The organism is uncultured Cytophaga sp. (assembly GCF_937863595.1).
Classification (GTDB): domain Bacteria; phylum Bacteroidota; class Bacteroidia; order Cytophagales; family Cytophagaceae; genus Cytophaga.
The window spans coordinates 19873-45966 of record NZ_CALMGQ010000078.1; the positions used below are offsets into that span (position 1 = coordinate 19873).

Consider the following 26094-nt stretch of genomic DNA (forward strand, 5'->3'; position numbering starts at 1 on the left):
TTATTATACCAGCAGCTGATTTTTGTTTAACTGTTGGTATTGTAATGGTTCATTTTTGGGGCTTTAGCTTTTTAATATCTTCTTCAATTTCTTTCAAGCTTTGTTCCCGTTCCAATTCCTTTTGTGCTTTTTTATACGTTTGAAACGCTTGTTCGGATTTATCCATTGCTTTTTGATGGCTAATTTTACCCGCATGACTAAGCAATTCACGACCGTTGAGCTGAAGTATACTATCCAGCCTTTGAATCCAATCGTTCATGTACATAGGAGTTTGCTGCTGCGCCATTGTTTCGGCAAATGCAAGATATTGCTCTACCAACAAACCGAGTAATTTTATTTCATCTTCGTTTAAATAGTTTTTAGCAACAACAAGTTCAGATTTTGTTATATTTTTTCCTTCCTTTTTATCATACGAAAGCATTCCTAATAATGGCAAAGAAGCATCCACCCTTCTGTAAACCAATTCTGCTGCTGTTTGCGTGCTAATTGCCCACAATAATTTATTTTGAACAATTTTAAAAAACTCAATCGTTTTTTCGTCCTTCGGATTATAATCAATGCTGGTAGTATAGATATCCTTTATTTTTTGATAAAAGAATTTTTCTGAAATCCGTATTTCACGAATACGGTTCTGAAGTTCGTTGAAATAATTCATTGAAGTACCCGACTTAAAACGGTCGTCGTTCAATGCAAAACCTTTTACAATATATTCCTTGAGTCTTTGGGTAGCCCAAATACGAAATTGCGTGCCTTGTTGCGATTTTACCCGATATCCAACAGATATGATCACATCAAGATTGTATAGATTAACCTTAGATTCTTGTGTTTTTCCTTCGATAGCACCGTGTGAAGTGGTTATTCGGAAATCCCGAACTACCACTTCAGCACTTAATTCGCCTTCTTCAAAAATATTTTTAATATGATCGCTTATGGTTGATTTAGCCCTGCCAAAAAGCAAACACATTTGATCCTGTGTAAGCCAAACAGTTTCTTCTTCCAAGCGCACATCTACCTTGACGTTGCCCTCTTTATTTTCGTATATCAGTATTTCGCTGTTCATAATAATTTGAATCTTGCTAGAATGCTTAAAACGGTCTAAATCTAACCACTTGCGTTTCACAAGATAACGCTTTGAAGGATTGGATAGAAATTATTTTAACGAATAATTATACAAAGATCCGAAAGCCTAAAATGTAGCCTATTTTTGCACTTCTATAACTCCCATTTTCTATCCTAGCCTATATACTCCTGTATAAAATCCGACAGTTGTTCTTCGTTTTCATTGAATTTTAAGACAATTCTTGATGTGAGTGTATCTACCCACAGTTCGATTTCTTGTTTCGACCGGAGGGTTCTTAAAAAAATCAAATATGGATTACCTTCTTCAAAATCTCCTAAGCAGATTGCAACGTCTGCTTTAAAAGAATCTGCATAGTTGTCTTCTGCGGTTTCTAGATAGGTTTGCAGGTGGGTGATTTTTTGAGTGAGGGTGAGTATTGGAAGTTCTGTTATTTCATAACTAACTCTGTTAGTATATTTTTTATGTCTAAATGATTGGCTCCATTTATTCCTTTTGCATGAGACGATACTAAATCTATCCAATCAAAAAGTTTTTTCTTTTCTGTTGTTTTATTTGACCAATACTCTGAAAGTTCAATAGAGTTCGTTTGCATCAAAGTCTCTAATACGACTGGTAGATTTTCAAATAAATTTAAAAATATTCTAGGTACTTTTTTATAAGTCTTTTTACCTACAATAAAATCTCCTTTGCCTCCTGCTGTAAACAAATCACGAATATTGGGACATACAACAGCTTCACGAGTTACTAACCAAATTGCAAGACGTCCAAATTTATCGCTGTTATTACCAAATAGTTCAGGAAAATATACCATTGACCGATTTTTCAATTCATATCTTTCTTCTTGTGATAAATTATTCCAAATCTTAATAATAATGCTACTTGGTTTACTATTATTTTCAGAATCCATCCACCAAAGTTCTTCTCCTGGTTTTAGTTTGCTTTTATAATATTCAACTATTGGTTTAATTGGATTCTCTTTTCTTCGTAAAATATCATAAGGCATATTGATTTTGTCAAAAATTGTTTTGCCTTGATCCAAGTTCATATCAATTAAATATCGAGGAGAATGTGTTACGACAACTTCTGATAATACATCTTCATATGGACGACAACGAAACTCTATAGGGCGAGCTAGTTTTGCAAATAACATAAATATTCGCCCTACATCTTCAACTCTTGTACCTTCTAAAACACTATTCCCAGTTGTTTTCCAATGATTTTGAGTGGTTGTTTTTACTTCAATTCCATAATATTTTTTAGCAACAATATCAGGAAATTTTTGTCCTCCAATTAATTCAATAGAATTTTCAAATACAGTACCAAATGCCAAATCGGTCATTACATCTCTGACATAGGGTTCAAAATTACTACCAGTAAGTGTCGCTATTTTATTTGACGATTTTTGAGCATTTATTTTAAGCACATCCATTGTTGAATTTAACAATAAGTCAAATTCTCTTCTATTTGGATCTGCATTTACTGAAACTATCATTTTTACTTCTTAAAATATATATCCCAAATATCTTCAATTCTTCTTGCTAAATTATAAGCTAAAAGTGGAGGAACAGCATTTCCAATAATTTTATATGCTTGTGACGGACTAACTAAAAACGAACCTTTTCTGCCAGTCTTACTTTCTATTACAAAATCATAATCTGGAGGGAATGTTTGAATTAATGCACATTCTCTTGGCGTTAGTCTTCTCTCTTTTAAACCTTTATTTAATTCATTTTCAATTTTACCACCATTCTCTAGTGAAAGCCTCCTAAACTCTATGTTTCCATGATGCTCTGAACGTATTGTTGGTGCAATTCCAGAAAGTTTTATTTCCGTTTGCCCTTGACAATGACGACCCATAAATTTTGCTTTAGAATAAAATTTATGAGACAAATCTTTTGCATTTTCAGGCTCGTCTAAATGTTTAAAAAGATCTTTTAATTGAACAAAATCTTTTAAATCATCCCCTTCAACCGTATACGAATGCGTTGGATTAGGATAGGGATTATATTTTTTTGAAATTATTTTTTTTTCAAGTTCTTCAAGTGCCGATTTTTTTAATGCTGATTTTTTAATACCAATAAAAATCACTCTTTCTCTTGATTGCGGAACGCCATAATTTGCAGAGTGTAAAACTTTTGGATCTAAAACAATGTATCCATTTCCATTTGCCGATGAAAAATCATTTTGAATAATTTCTTTTACATTATCAAGGTTTACTAAACCTTTTACGTTCTCAGCAATAAATATTTTTGGTTGAGTAATTTCAATTACTTCTTTCATCCACATATAAAGTTGGCCTCTAGTTTCAACTGATGCTGTCTTTTTTTCTATGAGTTCTCCTTTATGATTTTTGTGAGAATTAAATCCATTTCGTTTTCCTGCAATACTAAAATCTTGGCACGGAAATCCACCAGTAACTACATCAACATCATTAGGGAAAACGTTAATTCCATTCCGATACATTTTCACCAAGTCTACAATACTTTCTTTGTAAAAATCTTCTGGTTTATGTCCGTATTTTGAAAAATGATTCACCCATGCATTTCTTGCATCAATTAAAATATCATTTGCAAAGACCGTTTTAAACTTTGTTTTTTTAAGCAATACAAATCCATTTTTAATTTTTTTATCAATAAAATCAGGATTTAATTTTTCATTTATAGAAGATTGTAATACAGAAAATCCTCCTTCAAAACCTAAATCCATGCCTCCACATCCGGAAAAAAGAGAAAGTACATTTAACGGTTTCGTTCCAATTTCTAGATCTATAACTTCTCTTTTTTTATACTGCTGTATAAGGTCCAACTGTAATTCATTCACTAAGCTTATTTCTGTTTCTATTGTTTCAGTACGCATAATTAATTTTTTACAAGATTTGATTTTAGATATTTAACCTTTTCTTCTGCAGCTTTTAAAATACTTAAATCCGCTTCTTCGTCAATAATTTTATAAGCAATTTGATCACTTAAAAAATCATTAAGCAATTCCTTTTCATCAACCTTAAAATAATCTGCTATTTGCTTAATAATTTGCTTTGTAGGTTGTCTTTCATTGCGTTCAATTTTTGCAAGTAAAGATGTATCAATACTTATTTGTTCTGAAACTGATTTAAGTGTTAAACCAGCATCTTCTCGAAGAGTTCTTAAATGTTCACCAAAAGACTTTGTTTTTTTAATCGTTCGCATGTTGGTCAAATTATGTCCAAATATATATATATATATATATCTAATGGACAAAAAAAGTCCAAAAAAGTTTTCAACAAGAAACCCCGCTGCTCACACAACGGGGTTTCTTACTATTTTAAAAGCGCAATAAAGCCTACTACGGGTTTAGTACCGTGTGCTTTAATCCATTTCGCTGCATTACTACAAAATACCTGCTGACATTTCTGGGTTATTTGCCAGAAAAGTCACAACAACGTGTAGATTTGAGGTTCGGTTGTATGATGAAAATAGATATTGGCATTCAACAACTGTTAACAACAAATGTGGATATCCCCGAAGCTTTTCAATTTTTAGAATTAATTTACTTTTCCAAACAGAATTAGATCTCGATAGATATATTAACCTTACCGCCAAGGCCTTTCTCTACAATATCAAAAAGTGTTTTTAAGGTAATATTACTCCCGTCATTTTCTACCCGAGAAATGTAGGTTCTGTTTTTATCAATGATACCTGCTAACTCTTCTTGTGTTATTTTTTTAGATTCTCTTGCATCTTTTAGCAACAAGCCAATTTTAAAAGTCGCGGATTCACGCTCAAGATTATCGCGTCTCTTGCTACCAGTTTTTCCATAAACACGGTCCTTAATATTAGACCAAGAATTGATCGTTGAATCTTTATCTTTTGCTTTCATAATATTCTTTCATTAGTTCAAGGGCCTTATCAATTTCCTTTTTAGGTGTCTTTTGTGTTTTCTTTTGAAATCCATTAAGAATAATTACCAATCTTCCTTTATCAAAAAAACAAAAAACCCTCCAAATATTAGATCCTAATTGTATTTGCGCTTCAAATAAACCATCCGTACCTTCCATGTGTTTTAGGTATGTCTGTGGTATTCTTTCTAGCGTCTCTATTGCTTCAATTATTTTAAAGATTTTATCTTGAACCTTAGCTGGTTGTTGCAATAAGAACTCTTCGAAATAATGCTTATAAGCTATAATCTCTCGTATTTTATTCATTTCCCCCCGGATTGTATTTAAACACAATTTGTAACTTATAAGTTACAATTATAAAAAATATTATTTAAAAAACCTATTATCAATTAAATCAAACTATTGATTATCAGAATTATGTTTTAATTTCACCCCATTCACGACTGTTAATAAAAAATTTGGATATCCCCCAGGCATTTCAATTTTTAGATTTAAAAACTTCTGCGCGTATAGATGCTACATCCAAATCGCTCAACACCGTTACAATTTCTGGAAACCCGGTTTCGTGGTAGACAAATTATTTTTCGCGTAATTTGGCTATGGCTTCTTCTTTAGTCCAATTTTCATACACCATACGATAGCCTGCAATAACGGCGCCGGTTCTGTCGGAGCCATGTAGGCAATGGAGTAAGATTGGTTTTTTAGATTGTTGTATCAAGCATAAAGCTTGTATAATAAAAGCATCCTAAATTTTATTGGTATTTTGCTAAAAACATTCTACAGCAAACCATGTTGTTGCCTATATCAAATAATCTGCATTATATTCGTCCGGATACACGATGCTTAGGTTTCTTAAGTTTAGACTTCTTTTTTCATAAATGCATATCTGAATAGCCAGATTATAATCTAGATACATAAGACAAAAAAAAATCCGAAGCGAACTTCGGATTTTTTACTATCTCGTTTAAATAATTAAATTCCCAAAATGAATCCTTATTTTCCAATTCATAATGGAACTGTGACTGATTCATGAATGCGTCAATTGTTCGTATTTTTCAGATGCAGCCCAATCTTTTTCTATTTGCTCTTTTGAATTGTTCTGAAAATACAATTTCAAATTTTCTAAAACCGTAGTCATAGCTTTATTTTTTTTCATAGTGTGTAATTTAGAATGTACATCGATGATTATCAATTTAAAGTTCAATTAGTCACTATTCAACAACTATGCAATACTATAATCCACTTATCATAAGCATTTAATTTACAAGCAACGAGAACAAATAAACTAAATTCAACATGCTATTATTTATATTCAATCAAAATTTCCAAGCTACACACAACACCAGTCGGTTGGCTGAAAAAGCACAACCGAGGCTAGTATATTTGTTTATAAAGAATAAAAACCATTCAAAACAATCCAAGAATGCTACATTCCCACGACCAGCCAATAAAAAACCCTCGCTGCTTACACACCGAGGGTTTTCTTATTATCTAAAAGTGTAAAACATTACACCAATTCTTTCTTCATAACTTTAGCCATTGTTTCGCCAATGTCTGCTGGAGATTGTACTACGAAAATACCACACTCAGCCATGATTTTCATCTTCGCTGCTGCTGTATCGTCTGCACCACCAACAATTGCACCTGCGTGACCCATACGACGTCCTGGAGGAGCTGTTTGACCTGCAATAAAGCCTACCACGGGTTTAGTACCGTGTGCTTTAATCCATTTTGCTGCATCGCCTTCTAATTGTCCACCGATTTCACCAATCATAATGATACCATCCGTTTCAGGATCGTTCATCAATAATTCAACTGCTTCTTTTGTAGTTGTACCAATGATTGGATCACCACCAATACCAATAGCAGTAGAAATACCGAAACCTGCTTTCACAATTTGATCGGCTGCTTCGTATGTTAAGGTACCTGATTTAGATACAATACCGATACGACCTTTTTTGAAAATAAAACCTGGCATGATACCAACTTTCGCTTCGCCGGGAGTGATTACACCTGGACAGTTTGGACCAATCAACGTAATTTTGCGCGCTGTAACGTATGCTTTTGCATCAATCATATCACGAACTGGGATACCTTCTGTAATACAAATAATAACTTTAATACCTGCATCTGCGGCTTCCATGATTGCATCGGCAGCAAATGCTGGCGGAACAAAAATGATGGATACATCTGCACCTGTTTTAGCAACTGCATCTGCAACCGTATTGAATACTGGTTTATCTAAGTGAGAAGAACCGCCTTTACCTGGAGTAACACCACCAACTACATTTGTTCCATACTCAATCATTTGTTGTGCGTGGAAACTGCCTTCCGTACCCGTAAAACCTTGTACGATTACTTTTGAATTTTTATTTACTAGAACGCTCATTTTATTAGTGCTAAATGGATTTAAGTCTTACAAAAATAAAAGATTTCAGGGTTAAAAAAAGCCTATTGCTATTAAAATTGCATTAAAAGCGCATTTGGTGGACAAATACTACTTTCTAGGGATAATATAGACGATTCGGACCATGGCAACAAAATAGCCATCCAATCCAAAACGTGTTCCTCGATTTTGTCCAGCGGAGGTACTAGAAACGTAGGAATAGCCATCTGAAGTGGTTAGAACGGGATAACCCAAATCATTCTGAATGTATGTTAAGTTTCTTTTATCTCCTGAATATGAATCGGTTGCTTGAGCAGAACGATTGGAGAAATACTTGGCATCGGAAGAATTCAAACGTGCAGGATCTACATAGGTACCTTTGGCATCGTCCAAATAGTCGGTAAAAGTAAATCGATAGCCCAATTCGAACTCAATATCAAAATGACTGCTAATTTTATATGTCACTCCTACTGAAACAGGAATGTAAGCAGTAAATGCCGAGTAGGAATGATTTTCGGTTTGAATGGTTCTTAAATTGCGCCAATTCCCTGTCGAGTCTTTTGCTTTGGGATTGGTATATAAAAGTCCGATACCAAGGGTTGCAAATCCGTTTATTTTTTTGCGCTTGGTAAAATAATCAAAGGTAGGTAAAAATTCATAGCGCCCATGCAGGCCTATTTCAATCACATCGTTGCGCATGTGCAAATTTCGAATGTATGCATTTTGAGTTCGGTTCCTTTTTGGAGAAGATACGGCATTGTCGTCTGCCACCAAACGAATGTAATTTACATCTGTAGTCAATGCAAAATTGGGCGTAATTTTATGTAAGTATTGTAAGCCCGTACCCCAACGTATGGTTTTTATTCCCGAAGATACATCTCCAAAAAAATAGCTTCCCATACCCTGTACACCCAATGAATAATACGTTGCAGTTCTACCTTTTTTTTGTGCAAAGGAAGGAAGTGCTAGTACGTTCAAGAGTATAAAAAAAAGGCTTCGTTTTAACACAGGGAAATGTATACGGTTTGTTGGCTAAAGATAGGAAAAAAAGTACTGAGTACAGAGTACGAAGTACAAAGATTATGTTTCTAGTGCTAATTGGTATTTAACTAGATAAATAATAAGAATAGCGTAAATCTGATAAGATTTATAAGCCATGGATTGGCACGTTTACGGTCACAAATGTACCTAGTATTTGAAAAATCAGGATTGTAAACTGCCAACCATTTGTTTGCTGTAGATAGATTGTAAGGTTGAATATTAAAGTTTCTTTATTGATTCGTTAATGTGAGTTATGCAATTAATTGTTAAATGTCGATTCGTTCATTACACTATTTAAACCTTTCCATTTTATAATTTGAATAGATTACATATGATTTTTCTAATTGGTATAATTAAAAAAATAATTTCTAAAAATCTTTCTTTATAAATATCAGGTATGGATTGTTATCGATTCTTCTGTTCTTTTGTCTTGATACAAAAGAACCAAAAAATCAAGGCTGATTTCAAATTAGCTAAAATTATGTCTTAGGGAGCTAACGCTACAAAACCGTCCTGAAAAAGGACTAGTTGTAGCGTTTAAAAAGCTCCATAAGCCATAATTTCTTAACGCAATTTGAAATGAGGCCGTTTGGTTTAAACATTAAATATTGCTTTGAAAAAATATTTATCTAGTATTTACAGTATTGTTAGAGTTAATAGATAATATGAACGTTTATTTATTTTTTCAAATTATTGATTACATCCTTCACGAAACTTGATTTTATAAAATCCATACTAAGATCATAATCTTTGTACTCCGTACTAAGTACTCTTCAATACTTATACTTCGCCTTCCACCTCTTCTGCAGAAACACTCGAAGTTCATTCTCGCGCGCGCTATTACCCGGTTCGTAGATTTTTTTGTTGGCGAGTTTGTCGGGCATGTATTCTTGTTCTACAAAATTATTTTCGTAGGAATGTGCGTATTTATATTCTTTTCCGTAGTCTAGATTTTTCATCAATTTGGTTGGCGCATTACGCAAATGTAATGGTACGGGTAAGTCGCCCATGGAGCGCACCAATTGCTGAGCTTCGTTGATGGCCATGTAGGAGGCGTTACTTTTGGGAGAAGATGCTAAGTAGGTTGTTACCTGCGATAAAATAATTCTGGATTCGGGCCAGCCGATCACACGCACGGCATCAAAGGCGGTAGTAGCCATTACCAGTGCAGTGGGATTGGCATTTCCAATATCTTCGGAAGCTAAAATTAATAATCGTCGTGCAATGAAATCCACTTCTTCTCCGCCTTCAATCATACGTGCAAGCCAATATACTGCGGCGTTTGGATCGCTGCCTCGAACGGATTTTATGAATGCAGAAATAACATCGTAATGCATCTCTCCATTTTTATCGTAAGAAGCAACTTTCTTCTGTGCAATTTTTTGTACGTATTCATCCGTAATAACGATATCGCCTTTACCCGCAGCATCGATTACCAACTCCAGTAAATTCAATAGCTTCCGCGCATCGCCACCCGATAAACGGAGTAACGATTCATGTTCTTGAATGGTAATGTTTCGTGTTTTTAAATATGCATCGTTCTGAATCGCATGATGCATCAACAGCACCAATTCTTCTTCGCTCAAGGATTGCAACACGTATACTTGAGAACGGGATAACAAAGCAGATATTACTTGAAAAGAAGGATTTTCAGTAGTTGCACCAATCAATTGTATGATTCCTTTTTCGACCGCACCAAGTAACGCATCTTGTTGCGATTTACTAAAACGGTGAATTTCATCGATAAATAAAACCGCTTTGCCTTGTTGTTGCGCATTGGCAATTACCTCGCGCACTTCTTTGACACCTGCGCTGATAGCAGATAAGGTATAAAAAGGCAAACCCATTTTATTTGCTAAGAGCTGCGCTAAGGTAGTTTTTCCCACGCCTGGCGGCCCCCATAAAATCATCGAAGGCATTTTACCTTCTTCCACAAATCGTCTAAAAACCATGCCTTCGCCGATTAGATGCTTTTGTCCATAAACTTCGTCGATGGTTTGCGGGCGCATACGTTCCGCCAAAGGGATCAGTTGCATAGTGGTAATGGTCTTGAGATAGTATTGAATGTTATTTTAACGCGGAATCGTTTTTGTGATTTGTAATCACCGCCTTCTTTTCTGAAAGCAGAGGTTGCTTTGTCAAAAGACCAAGCATGGCAAAACGGCGACGCACAAGATGGTTGGTCAAAAGACCAAGCACGGCACTTACTGGAAGAATTACTATTTTTCCGTCCAAGTACGAGGTTGCTACAGTAAATTTACATAAAATTGTGCTTCCAATTCCTATTATGAACAGAATAGTCCGCGCGCATATTTTTTTAACCATACTTACCATTATATCAGGTTTCAATTATACGATAGCAAAAAAAGTGATGCCGGAGTTTATTCAAGCTTCCAGCATCATTTGGATACGCATGGTGTGCACAGCCACGTTCTTCTTGCTATTTATTGCTTTAAGCAAGCGCTCCTTTAAAATAGAACAGAAAGATTATGTCCGTTTATTTTTGTGTGCCATTTTTGGAATTGTTATCAATCAAATATTTTTCTTTGAAGGCTTGAGTAGAACCTCTCCCATCAATACATCCTTGATTATGTCTGGGATTCCCATCACGGTGTTTATACTTTCCATTGCGTTTCTAAAAGAAAAAATGAATGCTTGGAATCTGTTTGGCTTGTTGTTAAGTGCAACGGGTGCCGTGATATTGTTATTAGATTCCAGAGGAAAGTTTGAAGGCTTATTTATTGGCGATGTATTTATTCTAATCAACGCGATTTCCTATGGCATTTTTTTAATACTCGCACGCCAATTGATGCGCACCTACGATTCGGTAACGGTTATCTTTTGGATTTTTTTAATGGGTGCATGTTTGAGTTTTCCTTATAGTTATTTAAACTATACAACGACCGATTGGCTGCACATACCAACCTATGCGTGGTTATCGCTTGGCTTTATTGTGGTCTTTGCTACCATCGTAAATTATTATATTGGTGTAGATGTTTTGAAAGATATCAGCCCGGCTGTTTCGAGCATGTATGTCTATATTCAACCCATTGTAACAACCTTGGTGGCCTTGTATTTTGGATCTGATGCGCTAGACGACAAAAAATTACTGAGCTCGATAGCCATTTTAGTAGGTGTATATTTGGTTGGCAAAAGTACAAAAAGCACAACATTAGACGACTCCGCTCAATAAAAATGCATTTTCAAAGACTTAATTAAAAGCATTTTATAAAAAAAACAGCTATTTAAAGGATGTATCTTAGATAATTGATTAAAATTTATGGCTTCAAAAAAGGGTATTTTTCCCTATAAGAAGACCAAAATTAAAAGTAGAATTTCTAGTACTTGAGTAAAATAAGGTTATTTTTGTATTATAAAGTATAATCAATTTACACTAGGTCATTTAGAATTATGAACATCTTTGTTGGAAGCCTTCCATTTAGTTTAGAAGAAAACGAATTAAAAGAATTTTTTGAAGAATACGGTGAAGTAAGTTCAGCGAAAATCATCTCTGATAAATTCACAGGTAGAAGTAAAGGTTTCGGTTTTGTTGAAATGCCAGATGATGCAGCAGCACAAAAAGCAATCGACGAATTAAACGGAGCTGAAGTTAACGGACGTACAATCGTTGTTAACAAATCAGAAGAGAAAAAAGATGGTCCAAGAAGAAGTGGATTCAGCGGTGGTGGTAACGGCGGTGGCGGTGGCTACGGCGGCGGCGGTGGAAACCGTGGCGGCGGTGGTGGATACGGCGGCGGTGGTTACGGCGGTGGCGGTGGCGGCGGCGAAAGCCGTGGTTATGGCGGAAGCGGTAACGGTCGTAGCGGTAGAGGTGATCGTTAATCAACACTCTTAATATATAAAAAAGCTTCGTAGTAATACGAAGCTTTTTTTGTTTATATGGGAGCGCTTAAAGCGGAAAGATTAAGGCCTAAGGCGAAATAACAGTACTACGTACGGTGTATTAAGTACGGAGTATCGAGTACGGAGTATAGAATAAAAGGGGCTGCTAACTTATAATTTTTTTTATCTAATTTAATTTGAATAATTATTTTCGCCAATTATTTAAAGGAAGTACCTATTTACCGTGTTTGATTAGGATATAAAATGGTATCTAAAAAAAACATATTAAATACCCATAGTTCCTTTTCGTTTAACACAATAGCATGGTACCAATAGAATAATTAACTATCTTACATTTCAATCTACTTACCAGTATCCAGCGTGAACTTTTTAAAGAAATCCCATACAGCTTGACTGCCATTAAAATCGTCATTTTTTGTGCCCATTATTCTGAATTTGTTTCCACCACCCGGCCAAGCATGTCCACCATTTTTTATTTTATAAAACCACACTTCCGATTTGCCCGCACAATCTTTATAGTTTATCAATTGAACCGTTGAGTGATCTTTTTTATCTCTGTTCGGAACTTGAATGGTATCCGGTTTTTGAACACATTGATTTTTCAACGTCCAAATTTTTAGCAACTCTTCTACCCCATTTGCTTGATGCTTGCCATCGTAACTCATAATAAAATCACTGGTTCCATGCATGTGTAAGATTGGTATATGCCGTTCAGCATTACAATGTACGAGTGTGCTATCTGTCATCAATCCAGAAACGGAAGCAACAGCAGCAATACGATCGCTCATTTCACATGCGATTCTGTATACCAATGAACCACCTAAACTAACACCTGTAGCATACACTCTTTTTTTATCGATGGAATACATTGACTCGAGCGTATCTAATAATTTATTTAAATCTCCTATATCATCCGGACCATTGGTATACGATGCAAATCCCAAACCTGCATTCCAACCAAAATGTGTAGACTGTGGATACACAACGATGAAACCTTCCTTGTCTGCCACTTTATCCATCTTACAATAATGCTCGTGCTTAACGGCTTTCGAGCCCATTCCATGGAAATTAAATACCAATGGATACGTTTTAGAAGAAGTATAACCCTTTGGAAGATGAATGCTATATCTAGCCTTTTTAGAATCGTGTTTTGAATTATTTTTTTGAGCAAATACCACACTTCCGTTTAACACAAATGCACAGATGCATATTACTTTAACAAATCTGAATATTCTCTTACCTCTCATTTCTCCTATCCAACCCATCATTATTATTTATTTTATTAAATTATAAACGTTGTACCCAAACAGAAACATTTCCGCCGTTACATCTAAACTCCGCCCAACCGTTATCATCCACGTGTACTTCTTCTTGAATTACTCCTAAGTAATCGTAAAATGCTTTACCTGCATGACGTCTACCAATTTCCATATGCTTCGTGCCATTTTCGCCATTTGATAACAATACAGCACAACCAGTTTTATCGTCGTCTTCTTTACCTTCGCGAGTCCAACCAACACAATTGGGATGATCGAAATAATCACGTTGATATCCAAATGCTACTTCTTTTCGCGCTTTTAGTAAGTTTTCTAAATGATCGCATTTAGGCATAAATATTTCGTATTCATTTCCGTCCTTCCCTTTGTCTTTATAAGAAGCTCCATATAAATCTGGATAGAACACACACGGATATCCTCTTTCTCTCAACAATACGAGTGCGTAGGCTAATGATTTGAACCAAGGATTCACAGGTGCTTCCAATGCTTGCAAGGGTTGCGTATCGTGATTTGCAACCAAGGTAACGGCCAATGCGGGAACTGCCTGTACTAAACTACCATCAAAAATAGTTGCCATATTATAATCTCTGCCAGCTTGAGATGCATCGAAGAAATTATGATGCAATGAGGCATCAAATAAACTCATGCGACCTTGTGTAGCTTCTATGTATCGTTTCAATAAAGGCAAATCTCCAGGAGCCCAATATTCGCCCACAACAAACAAATCATTTTTCAAGCCACGCATGTGATCTAAAAACTCGTTTATAAACCTCGGAGATATATGTTTAATCGCGTCTAAGCGCATGCCGTTAAAACCAGTAGTATCTAAAAACCATTTACCCCAATTTTTAATTTCATCACGCACCGCTTGATTGCGGTATTCAATGTCACAGCACATCAAATAATCAAAGTTTCCTTTTTCAATATCAATCACTTCTTCCCAGCCATCACCGTATTCATTTTGAATGCTGTAGATTGCTGTTTCTTTATTACCAGCATCATAATCTACTCCTGAAAAGCATTGGGAGTTCCATTCAAAATCAGAGTACTGTTTCTGTCTTCCAGGAAATGTGAATTTTGTATACGCTTCAATTTCAAAACGGTCGCTTATAAACTCATTCCGATTTTCTGGATTCACTTTTTTAACCCAAACTTTTTCTGTTTCGTCGCCACCACCTTTGTGGTTTAATACAATATCAGCAATTGCTGTAATTCCATGTTCTTGAAGTACTTTTATACATTCTATATACTCCTCTTTAGAACCATATCGCGTACGTACAGTACCTTTCTGGTAAAATTCTCCCAAGTCGTATAAATCATATACATCGTATCCTCTAGAATTCATTCCTTCTGAACCTTTACTAGCTGGAGGCAACCATACTGCAGTAACACCAAGATCTGCGAGTTTAGGAGCTTCGTCTTTTAAGTAATTCCACAAATTACCACCTTCCCATGAATACCAGTGAAAAAATTGAAGCATGATTCCGTTTAACATGTGACGTATGTGTTTAAAGTTTGAATAGGTTAATGAAGTGATAGAACGAATTGATTTGCATGAAGATAGAAACTCTCTATAAATGCATAATCGATGGTCGTGATAGTAAACAAATCTAGATTGAAACAAGCGAATATTTTTACATCATTTATGAAAAATGTTTCAATAATAACATGTTTGGATTGGGAGTGATCAGTGAAAAAGTGGTCAGTGATCAGAAAAAATAGTAACATTGACCGGTTGACACGTTCTGAAAAAACATCTTTGTAAACTCTACATGCTGCATGAAGCAATTCTTTTTAAACCCTTTCCGTGGTTTGTGACACAACCATAGAATACGTTCAAGATTGTGTCACAGACCATAAAAGTAACGCGAGTTAATCCAGAGTCAGCCAGAAGGCTGTTCTTAAAACGAGCCAGAGAGTCTACTTTTCATTTCCTCTGCCATAGTCGGTAACTATCTACGTTTCCTAGCCGCCCCAACTCGCCGTGGTTGCGCCTTTTCGGCCAACCACCTGCTGCTCTATGATGTTACTCAAATAAGTTTAAAATTGAGTTCAGACAAAAATTTTTCTTAAGTTGACGGCTATAGTGGCCCACAGACAATAAAAGTAACGCGAGTTAATCCAGAGTCAGCCAGAAGGCTGTTCTTAACAAGAGCCAGAGAGTCTACTTTTCATTCCCTGTAACCATATAGATTGGGTCTTCCATGATATTTACATCAATGATGGCTTCTGCATTTTGAAGCAAGGCAATGCAATCCTTACTTAAATGTTTCAACTGAACTTTTTTACCCGCTTTATGATAACGACTTGTGATACCATTTAATGATTCAATGGCAGACATATCTACCACTCTGCTTTCTGCAAAGTCAATTACCACTTCGTTGGGGTCATTGGCGACATCAAACTTTTCTGAAAAAGAAGTTACTGAACCAAAAAACAATGGTCCGTATATTTCATAATGCTTAACTCCTTTTTCATCTACATATTTTTTAGCACGAATGCGTTTTGCATTATCCCATGCAAAAACCAAAGCTGAAATAATCACACCAATCAATACAGCTAAGGCAAGATTGTGTAAGAGAACAGTAATAAGCATTACTACAAGCATTACAAAAATATCCGACTTCGGCATTCTGTTAAATATGCGTAGGCTGGCCCACTCGAAAGTACCAATCGCAACCATAATCATAACACCTGTTAGAGCAGCCATTGGTAGTTTCTCAATTACGGGTGCACCCACTAAGATGATCAGCAAAATTGTTAGTGCGGCAACAATACCCGACAAGCGTGCTCTAGAGCCAGCAGATAAATTTACAAGTGTTTGCGCAATCATAGGGCAACCACCCATACCAAAGAAAAACCCATTCAAAATATTCGCACTACCTTGCGCCAAACATTCTCTGTTGCTGTTTCCTTTTGTACCTGTAATTTCATCTACTAAGTTTAGTGTTAGTAACCCTTCTGTTAAACCTACAGCAGCCATGATAAGCGCATAAGGAGCAATGATTTGTAATGTTTCAAATGTAAAGGGAAAATTCGGAATGTGAAACGGTGGTAAACTTCCGCTAACAGAAGCAATATCTTTCACTTGTTTGGTATCAATATTAAAAAGCATTACAAGTGCAAACACCACTATAATTGCCACAAGGGAAGAAGGAATGACTTTTGTTATTTTAGGCAAAAGTACCACGATCGCAATGGTTAGCATAACCAAACCAGCCATAATTAAAAAAGGCGTACCCGTAATCCAAGCTGTTTGTCCGTTTACAACTGCTTTAAATTGTTCAATTTGTGCCATAAAAATGACAATCGCCAAACCATTTACAAAACCAAACATAACAGGCTGCGGAACCAAGCGAATAAATTTCCCGAGTTTTAATAAGCCAACGAGTATTTGTATGACACCTGCTAAAGCAACTGCACCGAACACATATTCCAATCCATGAGAATGCATCAAAGCAATTAATACAATAACCGTTGCACCTGCCCCACCCGATATCAAACCCGGACGACCGCCAAAGATTGCCGTTACCAAACCCATAATAAATGCACCATACAAACCTACCAAAGGAGGAAAGCCTGCCATGATAGCAAAAGATAAAGACTCAGGTATCATCGTCATGGCGACCGTTAAACCCGCCAAGACTTCGGTTCTGTAATTAACTTTTTGAGATAAATCGAATAGATTGAAAACGTATTTCATGTAAAATTATTAAAGAATGCTTATTGAGATTGAAGCATATATTGCATTAGTAGAAAACTACAAAAGATGTTTGCCTTACAATGTCAGCACATGCACCCTGAATATGATGGTATTTTAATTCTGCAGATTTTACAAAGATACAGATACGTGGCCGAAAACTGAAATGCATATGCGTTGAAAACATACACTTTATGTAGCCTTTCAATAATGTGGATGAGCACTGATTGTTTGAAATGTGCAAGAAAAAAAACAGTCAAAGACTGCAAAATAATACACACCCGTCAAAGACTGGCGCGAGATGGGTTCGGTATTTAATGCTGAATAGGGAGAATCTGAATAATATAAATCCATGATTGAACGCATTTAATTGACATTTACTGCTCAGCAATACTAGAAAGCAAAGGCTGAAAGCCTTTCACATCAAAGCTAGGGGCAGCGCCCCTAGTAAAAAAAAGATACATACCCGTGTGAATGTGCAAGAAAAAAAACAGTCAAAGACTGCAAAATAATACACACCCGTCAAAGACTCGCGCGAGATGGTCATTCATAATTCATCATTCATAATTCATAATTACTTAGAATACCTGCCCTTGCGCTCACCGTTCTCCCACTTCCAAGCGGTAGCGATAATATCTTCGATGTTTGTATATGATGCTTTCCAGCCCAACGCTGCTAATGCCTTTGCAGGATTGGCTACTAAGTGAGATGGATCTCCTTCTCTGCGATCACCATAAATTACCGGAACTTTTTTACCCGTAACACGCTCCGCTGCTTCAATCATTTCTTTTACAGAAAATCCAACTCCTGTACCAAGATTACAAATAACAGGTCCTTTCCCACTCAACAAATATGTAAACGCTTTGATGTGTGCATCAGCTAAATCTTCTACGTGAATGTAATCACGTACACAGGTTCCATCTGGTGTTTCGTAATCGGTACCAAATACCGTAATGGCATCGCGTTCGCCTTTCACAGCTTTTAATATCAACGGAATTAAATGTGGTTCAGGATTGTGATCTTCACCAATCAAGCCATCAGCAGCACAACCTGAAGCATTGAAATAACGAAGAAATGCATAATTGATTCCGTACGCATGATGGTAATCTTTTATCACACGCTCCAACATCCATTTGCTCGCACCATAGGGATTGATTGGATCTTGTGGATGTGATTCATCTATCGGAATGTATTTTGGCGTACCATAGGATGCGCAGGTAGATGAAAAAATAATATTTTTACATCCTGCTTCATGCATTGCATCTAATAATAAAATAGACGAAGCAAGATTGTTGTTGTAATATTTAGTCGGATCTGTTACAGACTCGCCCACATAGGCATAGGCTGCAAAATGCATCACCGCCTCTACTTCATAGGTTTTAATGATATCCTTAACTAAGGCCTTATTTGCTATATCTCCTTCGATAAACCGAACGTCAGCATTAATAATGGCTTCTTTGTGTCCATAGACCAAGTTATCTAATACAATGACTTTATAATTTAAATTGGCTAATGCTCTAACTGCATGAGAACCAATATAACCCGCACCACCCGTAACTAATATAGTTGACATAAAAAGATATTTATTTCCTATAAATTTAAGATAAAAACCCTTTAGTAACAAACATTGTAGTTGTAAGCATATAAATTCAGGATAGTTGCTTCTATCGTAGATATTTCACCATATTGTAGATACATTGTTTAGCATCTAATTGATACAATCATGAATAGCGAAGAACTCCGCTCTTATTGCATACAAAAAAAAGCAGTTGAAGAAAGCTTCCCATTTGATGCAGAGACGCTGGTTTTTAAAATAGGTGGTAAAATATTCTTACTATTTTCATTATCTAGTTCTCCTGTTCAATTTAATGTTAAAAGCGAGCCTGAAATAGCGATTGAATTGCGAGAGAAATTCCATTGTGTATTACCAGGTTATCACATGAGCAAAAAACATTGGAATACCATAATCTGCGATGGAAGCGTTAAAGATGCGCTTATTAAAGAGTGGATCGACGATTCGTACAATCTCGTTTACAATGGATTAACAAAAAAAATAAAACTAGAAATAGATACCCTCGAATAAACCCGATCAGTTTATTTCTTCGTATATCTTTTATACATGAAAATTTTATTCATTTTATCGTACCCTGCACATGACAACTATTAATAAAGAAAAACCAGTTTTGGTAACAGGAGCAACGGGCTATGTTGCAGGTTGGCTTGTAAAAAAATTATTAGACGAAGGATATACCGTTCATGCAACCGTACGAAATCCCAACGACACAGAAAAATTAAAATACTTAACTGCAATTGCAGAAAAATCTGCTGGAAAACTTATTTATTTCAAAGCAGATTTATTAGTAGCGGAATCCTTTGACGAAGCAATGAAAGACTGTGAACTGGTTTTTCATACCGCATCTCCCTTTATAAGTAAGGTAAAAGATCCACAACGTGATTTAGTAGATCCCGCATTAATCGGCACACGCAATGTTTTATCATCGGTTGAAAAAACGCCATCCGTAAAACGTGTTGTATTAACAAGCAGCAGCGCTGCAATCATAGGCGATGCAATCGATTGCGAATCGTATACGAATGGAATAGCAACCGAAGCCAACTGGAATACAACTTCTAGTGTGAATCACCAAGCCTACAATTACTCTAAAGTTGTAGCAGAAAAAGCTGCATGGGAAATAAATAAAAAACAAACGCGCTGGGATCTTGTAACAATTAATCCATCTCTAGTTATCGGACCAGGCTTAAATCCATTCGCAACTTCCGAAAGTTTTAATATTGTAAAACAAATTGGAGATGGAAGCATGCGTTTTGGTATACCTGAATTTTATCTGGGCTTTGTAGATGTGCGTGATGTAGCAGAGGCGCACATTAAGGCTGGTTTTACACCATCCGCATCTGGGAGATATATTATTTCTGCAGAAAACACAAATCTACTTGCTTTAACCCAGGCATTAAATAAGAAATTTGGAAAAGCCTTTCCATTACCAACACGCTACTTACCAAAATCCATCGTTTGGATATTCGCGCCGCTGGTAGGCTTTAAACGTAAAATGATTACCAACAATATTGGACACGTCTGGAAAGTTGATAATACAAAAAGTGTTCAGCAACTTGATATGCATTACAGTCCGATTGATGCATCTATCGTTGAAATGTTTCAGCAATTGGTTGATAATGGAGTTATAAAATAAGGAAGGGGCAAGATTGTTGTTCTTATTAGCAGCTGACAAATCGGCTTTAAGCGCAATGTTCAGACGACACATTTGTTCGTTCGAACACTGCTCTGTTAAAGAGTGCTGATCTTAACAGTTAATAAATATGTTTCCGATTATTCGGATCAATAATCTAGAGTTAAATGGGATGTTACAACAACTTTGTGATGTTAGGTAATGACCCTGGTAAGGGTCACATCTTTATAGTAAAAAACCAAGCCCATCCCTTTACGCACAATCCCGCAGGGATGGTTTTGTTGACATATTTATTGCTCTCGCTTATTGCTACCTTCGGTAGCGCGCGTATGCGTTTTGGGTTTTGTGTTTACTATAAAGATTTGACTCCTACGGCAGTCAGTGCAGGAATGGGAAGGTAGGTCTTATTTTTAATTTGGAACAATACCACTATTATATTAATGTATAAATGTTTTTCGAATTAGGTTAACCAATAGTGTTTATGAATAATTGGTTTGTTAATGGTTTACATTACTTATTTTTTACAAATGATTGTTAGGAGGTTATGACCCAGGTAAGGGTCAAATCTTTATAGTAAAAAACCAAGCCCATATCTTTGCGTAATCCCGCAGGGATAGTTTTGTTCGATTGGAAAAAATTACTACCCTTTAGTTACAACTATATATTTCACCTTGCTAACTTTTCTCCTGCCTCAAGCATTCCAAACAATGTGCTTTATGTAATTCAGACATTTCACGATAACTAAGCTTAGAAATACTAAAAAGCGTAAATACTCTGAACCGGTCTACCCACGTGTATTTTGAAAAGAAAATAGCACTTTTATCAAAATAAGTAATCGCTTCAGAATAATTTTCAAGTTTCATTTCACGTATACCTTTTCGATAATCCAGCGGCACAAAATACCTCAATCCAAAAGCCAATACCAAATAGGTCATGGCAGCCCATAACGCTGGCTCGTCTGATCCTGATTTTTCAAACCCTAGATAGAATAAAAAAAACAAAACAAGTTGTAACGCAAGTGCCAAAAAATTTATGGTAATACGAGGTTTAGCAGATTCCATTAATTTCTTATTTTAGAAGGGAAAAATCCCATGATTTATCTGAATCGTAATGAATACCACCCCGATAAACGGTAAGTGGCGAAGGAATATTGTTGCTGTACAATCCGCCTGTACCCAAGCCTTGAGGCATGTAAATTGAATAGGTAGAGGTAAACTGACAAATCGCATTCAACCCAATATTGGATTCTAGTGCGGAAGTCATCCACCATTCAATGCCTCTATATTCAGCAGCTTTGATCCATTCGTCCGTTGCTGCAAAACCACCGAGTAAAGTAGGCTTCAAAATAATAAAGGGCGGATCAATTTCTTCTAACAGATGTTCTTTTTCTTCTAGGGTTGAAACACCTATCAATTCTTCATCCAAAGCTATATCAAGTGCCCCATCCTTGCACAATTGACGCATCAATTCTATTTGCTTGGGTTTGATTGGCTGCTCAATGGAATGGATTCCATATTCGGCAAGCTTTTCTAATTTTTGCCACACATCGTGTTCTGTAAACGCACCATTTGCATCTACACGCAACACAACTTTATCCTCAGAATACTGTTCACGGATTTTTTCAAGAATCCAACATTCTTTTTCAAAATCAATAGCCCCTACTTTTAATTTGATACACGAAAAACCGTCTTCAATTTTCTGCAAGGCTTGATTCAACATGTGCTCGGGTTCGTTCATCCAAACCAAACCATTAATTGCTATGGGCGCTTCAAAGGTATAGAAACTGTTTTCAAAAATCTCTTGCTTACATGCATTCAAATAATCGGCTTGTAAGGTTTCCAAGCCCATAACAATGGAAGGAAACCCAACCAATTGTAATTCTGGAATTAAGGAATCTACAAAACCTAAGGTATTCCATGCATGAATCGAACGTGTGTTAAGGTGTGCGCACACGAGTTCTAGCTTGGCTTCAAAATCTGGACGATCGTCTATGCTCAATCCTTTTAATGGACCACATTCTCCATAAAATTCTGAATCTTTTTCTGTACCAATCAACATCCAAGTATCCTTATGCGACAATACACCTCTAGATGTTCCAGCTTGAAATGTAAATTCCAACCGATGTTTTTTCCAACGAATATGCATAACATTTAATACGTTCTGTTAAACTTCCAACGTTGTTTGATTGGAAAATAACAACACATCTTCAAAAGTAAAATTTATTTTAACCACATCCCCTACTTGTACGGACATGTCTTCCGTAAATGCTTTGAGTTGCAATTTATTTGGCAAACGTAAAAATAATTTATATTGATCCCCATGAAATTCTTTTCGAATAACGACTGCTTTGCTTAAGCCTTTCCCTTTGGTGATAACTTCAATATCGTGAGAACGAATACCTGAAACAAACGTATCGCCTAACTCTTTTACACAAGATTTAAATCCTTTCAATTTCAAGTCTTCCAATTTAGAGAAACGAAAGAAGGTGATATCTGAAAATAATGCTGCAACGTATGGAGAAACAGGTTGGTCATAAATTTCTTCAACCGAACCCATTTGAACCATATTTCCATTGCGCATCACAAGAATATTATCTGCTAAGGCAAGCGCATCAGCCGTTTGATGCGTCACAAATACCAAACTGGTTTTATTCTTTTTTACTTCCTTCATCATATACATGCGTATATGATCTGCAAGTAAAACATCTAAATTGCTAAAGGGCTCATCCATCAACATTACCTGTGGATTAGCTGCAAAGCAGGTAGCAATGGCTGCTCGTTGTTGTTGGCCGCCAGATAATTGATAGGATTTCCGATCTAATAAATCTTGAATGTGGAATATTTTAGCAAAAGCTGCAATTTTTTGTTCTTGAACAGCTGGTGTATCATAACGCAAAGGATGCTCCAAATTTTCTTTCAGCGATTGATTTTTTTTCAATCCATAATCTTGTAACACAATACGAATGTGCTCGTGACCAGCAACTAAATTATGAGCAGGACCAAGTACCCGAGATTCATTTAAAAATATTTCTCCTTGGCTTGGATCAAATAAACCTGCCAATAATTTTAACAAGGTTGTTTTACCACTACCGCTTTCTCCTACTATGGCAAGTTTAGTGCCCTTAGGAAGATCGAATGATATATCCTGAACGGCATCGAAAACACCTTCATGATAGCGCATGCTTAAATTTTTCACTGATAACATTCTGTAAATGTAGGTGAAAAAAGTGAAAGGTGAAAAGCCTAATGCTTAAAGCCTAAGGCAAAAGAGTTAAGCTTTAAGCCTTTTGACTTTGGCTATCCATTTTACACATAAAACGTTACACTTTTTACGTTATTTTTCTTATCTTTCAAGTACTTCATAACTTTATTTTGGGTATCATGCGGATAGGCGGAGCAGCTATAAATCAAACTCCCATTGATTGGGAAAATAATGTTGCAAATATTTTGGAGGCAATTCAAGAAGCTAAGAATGCAAACGTAGAAATTTTGTGCCTACCCGAGCTATGTATTACGGGTTATGGCTGTGAAGATTTATTTTTAACAGACTGGGTAAGTGAGACGGCATTAGAGTATTGTTTTAAAATTGCAGTAGAGTGTACAGATATAGTAGTTGCACTCGGTTTGCCTATTCGTTTAAATGGCAATACCTATAATTGTGCTTGCTTGATTGATAATGGAGTTGTTCAAGGATTTACAGCAAAACAATTCTTAGCAAACGAAGGTGTACACTACGAAACGCGATGGTTTACGGCATGGATGCGGAATCATATAACTACGTTCAAATACAATACAATTACTTATCCCATTGGAGACGTACTTTACAATGTAAAAGGCGCTCGCATTGGTTTTGAAATTTGCGAAGATGCATGGCGCGTGGATCGTGTAGGGATTCGAAATTATGAAAAAGGCGCTACGTTAATATTAAATCCGAGTGCCAGTCATTTTGCATTTGGAAAATCTGCTATCCGGTATGATTTAGTCATTGGTGGCTCTGAACGTTTTAACTGTACCTACATTTACGCAAACCTATTAGGCAACGAAGCAGGTCGCATGATTTATGATGGCGAAGTACTTATTGCGCACAAAGGTAAATTGGTTCAACGCAACGATCGCTTGTCGTTTAAAAATGTAAACTTGATATATGCTGATATCGATATTGACTCAAATGAGGTGTCAGAAATAGCACTTACGCACGATGATTTAGAAAAAGAATTTGAATTTTGGGAAGCTACTTCACTCGGACTTTTTGACTACATGCGTAAAAGTCGTAGCAAAGGTTTTGTCCTTTCATTAAGTGGCGGTGCAGACTCAGCAGCTTGTGCCATCATGGTTGCAGAAATGATTCGAAAAGGATTAGCAGAATTAGGACTAGATGCTTTTTTAAAAAAATCGGGCATGGAAAACGCGTTTGATCTCGCACCATTGCATTTGATTTCTTTTGAAGAACAAGCTAAAAAAATCACTTCCGTATTTCTCACTACTGCGTATCAATCAACTAGTAATTCTGGTGAAGAAACATTTACATCTGCAAAATCACTTGCCGATTCCATTGGAGCAACATTTTACAATTGGAGTGTTAACGACGAAATTGAAAGTTATAAATCAACCATTGAATCTGTTATTGGCAGAGAACTGTCTTGGGAAACAGATGATCTTGCATTACAAAACATTCAAGCACGCGGGCGCGCACCAATCATCTGGTTGCTAACCAACATCAAACAAGCCTTATTAATTACAACATCTAACAGAAGCGAAGGCGATGTTGGCTATGCAACAATGGATGGTGATACAGCAGGTGGTATTGCTCCGATCGCAGGGGTTGACAAAAATTTCATTCGTAACTGGTTGCGTTGGGCTGAAAAAAATAGAAAACACAATGGCTTAGCTCTTGTTAATGGTTTGGCACCTACTGCCGAATTGCGACCAACCGAATATACACAAACCGACGAACGGGATTTAATGCCCTACGAAGTTTTGGCTCGTATAGAACGAAAAGCAATTAAAGAACGACTTTCTCCCATAGAAGTATATTCCGAATTAATTAAGGATACCCTTCATACTAAAAATGAATACAAATTTTGGGTAACAAAGTTTTATAAATTATGGTCGATCAATCAATGGAAACGAGAACGCATCGCACCCTCCTTTCATATGGACGATTTCAATATAGATCCACGTTCGTGGTATCGTTTCCCTATATTAAGCGGGGGATTTAAGAAAGAATTAAATGATCTAAATCAACTTACATAGATAATAGTTTGTTTCGGCATGGGTCTCATAATAAGAATATCACCAGGCATTACTTCTAGCATATTAGCTATGATATCCATAAATACTCTTTTTGTATTGTGACTTTCATTTTTTGTTTCCATAGCTGATTGAAAATGTAATCTTTAATTGATATACAAATGAACGTAATTTATTAATTAGAGATTTAGATTTGTTTTTGAAAAACATACAATAACGAAATTGACGTAGGTTTAAAACCTATATTTATGATTATTGCATAAATTCTAATTTCCATCTAACTGCATCTTGTGAAAGTGCAACATATTTAAAATATAAATTAACATGTGTAAATTTCATCTTTTCTATAATTTATGGGATAATTAAGATGGTGGATTCTAATCATAAATGCAACACCCCTCCATTTTCAATCGTTTTCG

The 26094-nt window shown here is 36.1% G+C and carries 25 protein-coding genes; 6 read left to right on the forward strand and 19 right to left on the reverse strand.

Going from position 1 to position 26094, the window contains the following annotated elements; genetic code table 11:
* Window positions 1–49: 49 nt before the first annotated feature.
* From rhuM to Q0543_RS07110, 12 genes are all read right to left on the reverse strand, one after another.
* Window positions 50–1060, reverse strand: a complete 1011-nt coding sequence (gene rhuM, locus Q0543_RS07055; protein ID WP_299250767.1) for a RhuM family protein — start codon at window positions 1058–1060, stop codon at window positions 50–52.
* A 448-nt stretch (window positions 1061–1508) separates the two neighbouring features.
* Complete coding sequence (locus Q0543_RS07060; protein ID WP_299250769.1) at window positions 1509–2573, reverse strand: hypothetical protein; 1065 nt, start codon at window positions 2571–2573, stop codon at window positions 1509–1511.
* Window positions 2574–2575: 2 nt separating this feature from the next.
* Window positions 2576–3937 carry a DNA cytosine methyltransferase gene (gene dcm / locus Q0543_RS07065; RefSeq protein ID WP_299250770.1) on the reverse strand — a complete coding sequence of 454 codons (1362 nt, stop codon included), beginning with the start codon at window positions 3935–3937 and terminating at the stop codon, window positions 2576–2578.
* Window positions 3938–3939: 2 nt separating this feature from the next.
* Window positions 3940–4266: a helix-turn-helix transcriptional regulator gene (locus Q0543_RS07070; RefSeq protein ID WP_299250771.1), complete on the reverse strand. Its 327-nt coding sequence runs from the start codon at window positions 4264–4266 to the stop codon at window positions 3940–3942.
* 358 nt (window positions 4267–4624) lie between these two features.
* Complete coding sequence (locus tag Q0543_RS07075) at window positions 4625–4936, reverse strand: helix-turn-helix transcriptional regulator (protein WP_299250772.1); 312 nt, start codon at window positions 4934–4936, stop codon at window positions 4625–4627.
* Window positions 4920–5261 carry a type II toxin-antitoxin system RelE/ParE family toxin gene (locus Q0543_RS07080; RefSeq protein WP_299250773.1) on the reverse strand — a complete coding sequence of 114 codons (342 nt, stop codon included), beginning with the start codon at window positions 5259–5261 and terminating at the stop codon, window positions 4920–4922. Before Q0543_RS07080 ends, Q0543_RS07075 begins: the two co-directional genes overlap by 17 nt.
* A gap of 271 nt (window positions 5262–5532) precedes the next feature.
* Window positions 5533–5673, reverse strand: a complete 141-nt coding sequence (locus Q0543_RS07085; protein WP_299250774.1) for a dual specificity protein phosphatase family protein — start codon at window positions 5671–5673, stop codon at window positions 5533–5535.
* Between the two features lie 309 nt (window positions 5674–5982).
* Window positions 5983–6111 (reverse strand): hypothetical protein, encoded by a 129-nt coding sequence (locus Q0543_RS07090; RefSeq protein ID WP_299250775.1) that lies wholly within the window; start codon window positions 6109–6111, stop codon window positions 5983–5985.
* 351 nt (window positions 6112–6462) lie between these two features.
* On the reverse strand, window positions 6463–7344 hold the full coding sequence (sucD, locus tag Q0543_RS07095) for a succinate--CoA ligase subunit alpha (protein ID WP_299250776.1): 882 nt from the start codon (window positions 7342–7344) through the stop codon (window positions 6463–6465).
* Window positions 7345–7452: 108 nt separating this feature from the next.
* Window positions 7453–8319, reverse strand: a complete 867-nt coding sequence (locus Q0543_RS07100) for a DUF6089 family protein (protein WP_299250778.1) — start codon at window positions 8317–8319, stop codon at window positions 7453–7455.
* 836 nt (window positions 8320–9155) lie between these two features.
* The gene (locus Q0543_RS07105) at window positions 9156–10418 is read right to left on the reverse strand and encodes a replication-associated recombination protein A (protein WP_299250780.1); all 1263 of its coding nucleotides are present in this window, start codon (window positions 10416–10418) and stop codon (window positions 9156–9158) included.
* A 31-nt stretch (window positions 10419–10449) separates the two neighbouring features.
* On the reverse strand, window positions 10450–10617 hold the full coding sequence (locus Q0543_RS07110; RefSeq protein ID WP_299250782.1) for a hypothetical protein: 168 nt from the start codon (window positions 10615–10617) through the stop codon (window positions 10450–10452).
* A 52-nt stretch (window positions 10618–10669) separates the two neighbouring features.
* On the opposite strand from Q0543_RS07110, the gene Q0543_RS07115 reads away from it, so the two are divergent.
* Entirely contained in the window at window positions 10670–11575 is a 906-nt protein-coding gene (locus Q0543_RS07115; protein ID WP_299250784.1) for a DMT family transporter, read from the forward strand.
* 218 nt (window positions 11576–11793) lie between these two features.
* On the forward strand, window positions 11794–12225 hold the full coding sequence (locus Q0543_RS07120) for an RNA-binding protein (protein WP_299250786.1): 432 nt from the start codon (window positions 11794–11796) through the stop codon (window positions 12223–12225).
* A gap of 362 nt (window positions 12226–12587) precedes the next feature.
* On the opposite strand, the gene Q0543_RS07125 is transcribed toward Q0543_RS07120, so the two are convergent.
* From Q0543_RS07125 to galE, 4 genes are all read right to left on the reverse strand, one after another.
* On the reverse strand, window positions 12588–13514 hold the full coding sequence (locus Q0543_RS07125) for a PHB depolymerase family esterase (protein ID WP_299250788.1): 927 nt from the start codon (window positions 13512–13514) through the stop codon (window positions 12588–12590).
* Window positions 13515–13533: 19 nt separating this feature from the next.
* Window positions 13534–15018 (reverse strand): alpha-amylase, encoded by a 1485-nt coding sequence (locus tag Q0543_RS07130; RefSeq protein ID WP_299250790.1) that lies wholly within the window; start codon window positions 15016–15018, stop codon window positions 13534–13536.
* A 669-nt stretch (window positions 15019–15687) separates the two neighbouring features.
* Window positions 15688–17226 carry a SulP family inorganic anion transporter gene (locus Q0543_RS07135; protein WP_299250792.1) on the reverse strand — a complete coding sequence of 513 codons (1539 nt, stop codon included), beginning with the start codon at window positions 17224–17226 and terminating at the stop codon, window positions 15688–15690.
* A 571-nt stretch (window positions 17227–17797) separates the two neighbouring features.
* On the reverse strand, window positions 17798–18796 hold the full coding sequence (gene galE, locus Q0543_RS07140) for a UDP-glucose 4-epimerase GalE (RefSeq protein ID WP_299250794.1): 999 nt from the start codon (window positions 18794–18796) through the stop codon (window positions 17798–17800).
* 150 nt (window positions 18797–18946) lie between these two features.
* Here galE and Q0543_RS07145 point away from each other — a divergent pair, with 150 nt between their 5' ends.
* From Q0543_RS07145 to Q0543_RS07155, 3 genes are all read left to right on the forward strand, one after another.
* On the forward strand, window positions 18947–19306 hold the full coding sequence (locus tag Q0543_RS07145; protein WP_299250796.1) for an MmcQ/YjbR family DNA-binding protein: 360 nt from the start codon (window positions 18947–18949) through the stop codon (window positions 19304–19306).
* A gap of 70 nt (window positions 19307–19376) precedes the next feature.
* Window positions 19377–20429 (forward strand): NAD-dependent epimerase/dehydratase family protein, encoded by a 1053-nt coding sequence (locus tag Q0543_RS07150; protein ID WP_299250798.1) that lies wholly within the window; start codon window positions 19377–19379, stop codon window positions 20427–20429.
* Between the two features lie 185 nt (window positions 20430–20614).
* Window positions 20615–20827, forward strand: a complete 213-nt coding sequence (locus Q0543_RS07155) for a hypothetical protein (RefSeq protein WP_299250800.1) — start codon at window positions 20615–20617, stop codon at window positions 20825–20827.
* A gap of 273 nt (window positions 20828–21100) precedes the next feature.
* Here the strand turns inward: Q0543_RS07155 and Q0543_RS07160 are convergent, their stop codons facing one another.
* Genes Q0543_RS07160 through Q0543_RS07170 form a run of 3 tightly spaced genes read right to left on the reverse strand, consistent with a single transcriptional unit; the run spans window position 21101 to window position 23630 of the window.
* The gene (locus Q0543_RS07160; RefSeq protein WP_299250802.1) at window positions 21101–21487 is read right to left on the reverse strand and encodes a hypothetical protein; all 387 of its coding nucleotides are present in this window, start codon (window positions 21485–21487) and stop codon (window positions 21101–21103) included.
* A gap of 7 nt (window positions 21488–21494) precedes the next feature.
* On the reverse strand, window positions 21495–22571 hold the full coding sequence (locus tag Q0543_RS07165; RefSeq protein ID WP_299250804.1) for an o-succinylbenzoate synthase: 1077 nt from the start codon (window positions 22569–22571) through the stop codon (window positions 21495–21497).
* 18 nt (window positions 22572–22589) lie between these two features.
* Window positions 22590–23630 (reverse strand): ABC transporter ATP-binding protein, encoded by a 1041-nt coding sequence (locus Q0543_RS07170; protein WP_299250806.1) that lies wholly within the window; start codon window positions 23628–23630, stop codon window positions 22590–22592.
* Between the two features lie 167 nt (window positions 23631–23797).
* On the opposite strand from Q0543_RS07170, the gene nadE reads away from it, so the two are divergent.
* On the forward strand, window positions 23798–25678 hold the full coding sequence (gene nadE, locus Q0543_RS07175; RefSeq protein WP_299250808.1) for an NAD(+) synthase: 1881 nt from the start codon (window positions 23798–23800) through the stop codon (window positions 25676–25678).
* Window positions 25679–26094: the final 416 nt, after the last annotated feature.

Coding starts and splice junctions, on each gene's coding strand:
- rhuM (WP_299250767.1), bottom strand. CDS start 1,060: ATGAACAGCGAAATACTGATATACGAAAATAAAGAGGGCAACGTCAAG.
- Q0543_RS07060 (WP_299250769.1), bottom strand. CDS start 2,573: ATGATAGTTTCAGTAAATGCAGATCCAAATAGAAGAGAATTTGACTTA.
- dcm (WP_299250770.1), bottom strand. CDS start 3,937: ATGCGTACTGAAACAATAGAAACAGAAATAAGCTTAGTGAATGAATTA.
- Q0543_RS07070 (WP_299250771.1), bottom strand. CDS start 4,266: ATGCGAACGATTAAAAAAACAAAGTCTTTTGGTGAACATTTAAGAACT.
- Q0543_RS07075 (WP_299250772.1), bottom strand. CDS start 4,936: ATGAAAGCAAAAGATAAAGATTCAACGATCAATTCTTGGTCTAATATT.
- Q0543_RS07080 (WP_299250773.1), bottom strand. CDS start 5,261: ATGAATAAAATACGAGAGATTATAGCTTATAAGCATTATTTCGAAGAG.
- Q0543_RS07090 (WP_299250775.1), bottom strand. CDS start 6,111: ATGAAAAAAAATAAAGCTATGACTACGGTTTTAGAAAATTTGAAATTG.
- sucD (WP_299250776.1), bottom strand. CDS start 7,344: ATGAGCGTTCTAGTAAATAAAAATTCAAAAGTAATCGTACAAGGTTTT.
- Q0543_RS07105 (WP_299250780.1), bottom strand. CDS start 10,418: ATGCAACTGATCCCTTTGGCGGAACGTATGCGCCCGCAAACCATCGAC.
- Q0543_RS07115 (WP_299250784.1), top strand. CDS start 10,670: ATGAACAGAATAGTCCGCGCGCATATTTTTTTAACCATACTTACCATT.
- Q0543_RS07120 (WP_299250786.1), top strand. CDS start 11,794: ATGAACATCTTTGTTGGAAGCCTTCCATTTAGTTTAGAAGAAAACGAA.
- Q0543_RS07125 (WP_299250788.1), bottom strand. CDS start 13,514: ATGATGGGTTGGATAGGAGAAATGAGAGGTAAGAGAATATTCAGATTT.
- Q0543_RS07130 (WP_299250790.1), bottom strand. CDS start 15,018: ATGTTAAACGGAATCATGCTTCAATTTTTTCACTGGTATTCATGGGAA.
- Q0543_RS07135 (WP_299250792.1), bottom strand. CDS start 17,226: ATGAAATACGTTTTCAATCTATTCGATTTATCTCAAAAAGTTAATTAC.
- galE (WP_299250794.1), bottom strand. CDS start 18,796: ATGTCAACTATATTAGTTACGGGTGGTGCGGGTTATATTGGTTCTCAT.
- Q0543_RS07145 (WP_299250796.1), top strand. CDS start 18,947: ATGAATAGCGAAGAACTCCGCTCTTATTGCATACAAAAAAAAGCAGTT.
- Q0543_RS07150 (WP_299250798.1), top strand. CDS start 19,377: ATGACAACTATTAATAAAGAAAAACCAGTTTTGGTAACAGGAGCAACG.
- Q0543_RS07160 (WP_299250802.1), bottom strand. CDS start 21,487: ATGGAATCTGCTAAACCTCGTATTACCATAAATTTTTTGGCACTTGCG.
- Q0543_RS07165 (WP_299250804.1), bottom strand. CDS start 22,571: ATGCATATTCGTTGGAAAAAACATCGGTTGGAATTTACATTTCAAGCT.
- Q0543_RS07170 (WP_299250806.1), bottom strand. CDS start 23,630: ATGTTATCAGTGAAAAATTTAAGCATGCGCTATCATGAAGGTGTTTTC.